The sequence below is a fragment of the Asticcacaulis sp. genome, assembly GCF_027484505.1.
Taxonomy (GTDB): domain Bacteria; phylum Pseudomonadota; class Alphaproteobacteria; order Caulobacterales; family Caulobacteraceae; genus Asticcacaulis.
The window spans coordinates 1-2,917 of sequence record NZ_JAIXSV010000113.1 but is presented as its reverse complement, the minus strand read 5'-3'; the positions used below and the strand labels follow the sequence as shown (position 1 = coordinate 2,917).

At 64.9% G+C, this 2,917-nt stretch carries 3 protein-coding genes; all 3 read right to left on the bottom strand.

The features are described 5' to 3' along the window. Window positions 1–296 (bottom strand): nuclear transport factor 2 family protein (locus tag Q0072_RS06925; protein WP_298327604.1); only part of this gene is annotated, 296 nt, incomplete at its 3' end. Between the two features lie 141 nt (window positions 297–437). Further along, the gene (locus tag Q0072_RS06920; protein ID WP_298327602.1) at window positions 438–725 is read right to left on the bottom strand and encodes an HU family DNA-binding protein; all 288 of its coding nucleotides are present in this window, start codon (window positions 723–725) and stop codon (window positions 438–440) included. 174 nt (window positions 726–899) lie between these two features. Further along, window positions 900–1,622, bottom strand: coding sequence for a helix-turn-helix domain-containing protein (locus tag Q0072_RS21895; RefSeq protein ID WP_366941783.1), 723 nt, complete (start codon window positions 1,620–1,622; stop codon window positions 900–902). Window positions 1,623–2,917 lie beyond the last annotated feature (1,295 nt).

Genomic DNA, 2,917 nt, shown 5'->3' with positions numbered 1-2,917 from the left:
TCCTGGGTGGGAGCGATCCCGAACAGGCCATTATGCACCCCCCGCGTGATCCAGCGGGACACCACGCGGTCGCCGGCGGCGTTCGTGAAGATTTCCAGGTGCTCATTCGTCGCGTTGCCAACGAGCTTCTGCATCGAGCCGACCCAGGCCTTGAACTGCTCCCGCCCCTCGACCACGCTGCCGGCGGTCGTGATGCGGTAATCCTCCGTCATCAGGCTGTCGATGGCGTCTAAGTCATGGGGCGGTGCCCATACCCGGCGGAAAAAGTCGCGTATCAGTCGTTCGGCGTTATCCATGGTACAGCCCCCGCGCCCCGATGCCGGCCGTTATCTTTGGCCTGGACCCCAACTTGCCTGTGCGCAAGGCCGCCACGCGGCATCCCTGCTCGAGAACGAGCCGGTTCTCCCCGTCGAACCGGGGCGAACCCGACTGCCCGCTCATTCGTTCAACATATCCTTCAGCGCCTTCGCCGGCGTGAACTTCGCCTTGGTCTGCGCGGCGATTGTCGTTGGCTCGCCCGTCCTCGGGTTTCGGCCTTGGCGTTCCGGCTGCTGCTGGGCGGTGAACTTCCCGAATCCGGCCAAGCTGACTTCCTTGCCGTGCTTCAGGCCGTCGGCGATGGCGCCGAACATGCGCTCGACCGCTTCCTTGCATGCTGCCTTCGTGGCGCCCGTCACTTGGGCGACGATGGCCGCCAAGTCGTCCTTGCTGATCCTGTCCGTCATGTCCGGTCCTATTCGAAAGGTTGCCGCAGCGCAGCGTCAGCGTCAGCGTCGGCTTAACCTGAATGGGCTCGCGTTGTCACCTGTCAGGCAAGGCATTCGAATTCCGGCCAGCCGTTCGGGGAAGCAGTTTGCCGCCGCGGTTGAACTCGAGCCTCAAGGTATCCGCGGCCAGCGTCACGCTTCCTCACCGTAGTCCCTGATGTCCGCCGGGTCCCACACCGCGCCACGCTGCCGGCGCTGCCTGCCCTCCTCGGACGGCGGCTTCGGATGTTGGCCCGCTTGGACCAGTTTCGCCTTCGCCGGGCCCGGGGGCCGTCCGCGGCGGCGGGGAGCCTCCTGTACAGGCTTCGGCCGCGCTGCACGTCCTTCGGCTTCCACAGACGCGGGAAGAACCTCAGCCGTCGCCTGGACCGTCTCCGGCGACGAAGCCTCCGGACCGACAGCCAAGGCCGCCGGTTGGTGGTCGGCCGGTGCCGGGGTCTCAAGCGCCAAGTCCGGCGTGATCGAGCGCAGCAGGCCGGCGATTATGTCAGCGACCTCAGGCGGCGCCTGACGCCAGGCGCGGAGCAGGTCCAACTCGCGGCGGGACAGGATGCCCGCTGGTTCCGGCACCTCGTCCGCCGGCAGCCTGGGCATACCCGCACCCTCTAGCCCATCGAAGAAGAACACCAGCGGCACGTCCAGGATATCCGCCAGCCGATACAGCTTGCCCACCGATACTCTGTTCGACCCGCGTTCGTATTTCTGTACCTGCTGGAAGGTGATGCCCAGGGCCCTCGCCAGGTCGGACTGGCTCATGCCGCGCAGACCGCGGCGCAGGCGGATTCGCCCAGCGACGTGGCTCTCGATGGCGGTCTCCGCAGCGTTGGCGGCGTCGTTCTTCGAGCGGCGGGGCATCGGGGCTCCATGCGGCGTTGGGGTCCCCCGAACCTACATCCCTGAGCCCGGGCCGCGCCATATTCCTTTTCGACTGAAGACCTATCACCGACCCCGCCGGCTCGCCCATAGAGGGGACACACCATAGAAGGGGCGAAAAGCAACGCTAAACAGAAAATCAGGAACATTAGGTCGTGAGGCGTTCGGATCGCGCTTTCAGTATCCGACAACCACCTTTGTCAAGCTGTGTGGGTTCAATCCAGAGATAGTCGACAGTTAGGTTGATGTGCTGCCAAGTCCCCGACATCTCGATAGCGGCCAGCAGCGAGCGAAGGGTGTCGAGTTGTTCGTTGGCCAAGGCCATCGAAATGCCATCGTTTGAGATGGCCTTTCAGCGCATGCCCAACTTCTGAGCCATCCCCGGACTGGTAAACCTGACACTCGTTGGCCCAAAGTTGCTCGGATCCAGCGGCGCGTTGGAAATGGGCAGTTGTCCGCCAGCACTGCCACCGCTACGTCGCGTGGCGCGTGATGTTACGGCGAAAAAGGCGACGATGATCGCCAACAGAACGCCCAGGCCGATGATTGGTTCCCACGTGTCCATGTACCTATCTCACGCCAGCCATTTCAACAATCGCGCGGTAGCGCGAAAACAACGACAATATATCAATTAGATATCATATCATGTGACTTGCACCATGGTCAATCAGATGTCCCGCCCCGTGGCCGTACTCGTGGTCGAGGCCCCCCATCTGCGGAATCCTGCGGCGTCGTTGAAGGTGGTTGCGCAGGTTGTGCTTGGCCAGGAAGGCTGCGGGCGTTATCTGGCAGAGGCACACCACTTTGGTCGCTTGTCTGATTGACATCCAGCATCCGGACGTCCTGTCCTACACCTTGCAGACCGGTGGCGGCGTCTGGCCGGGTTGGGTGTGGGAGCGCTGAGCGCGATGCCGGCCCTGTGTCGCTGTGGGCAACGGCCGCGACGAGCTGGCCCTGAGGTGGCACGGCCGGACCGGGCGCCGGCGCTTGGCCCATTGGGTCCAGCGTAGCGGTTGCGGTGGCGACCTCCATGGTCTGGTTCTGGGTACCGCCGGCGCCATCAGGGGCAACGGTCGGGACGAGCTGGCCCTGCGGTGGCATCGGACTGGGCGCTGGCGCTTGGCCCATTGGGTCCAGCGCAGCGGATGCGGTGGCGACCCCCATGGTCTGGTTCTGGGTACCGCCGGCGCCGTCAGGGGCAACGGTCGGGACGAGCTGGCCCTGCCGTGGCATCGGACTGGGCGCAGGCGCTTGGCCCGTTGGGTCCAGCGCAGCGG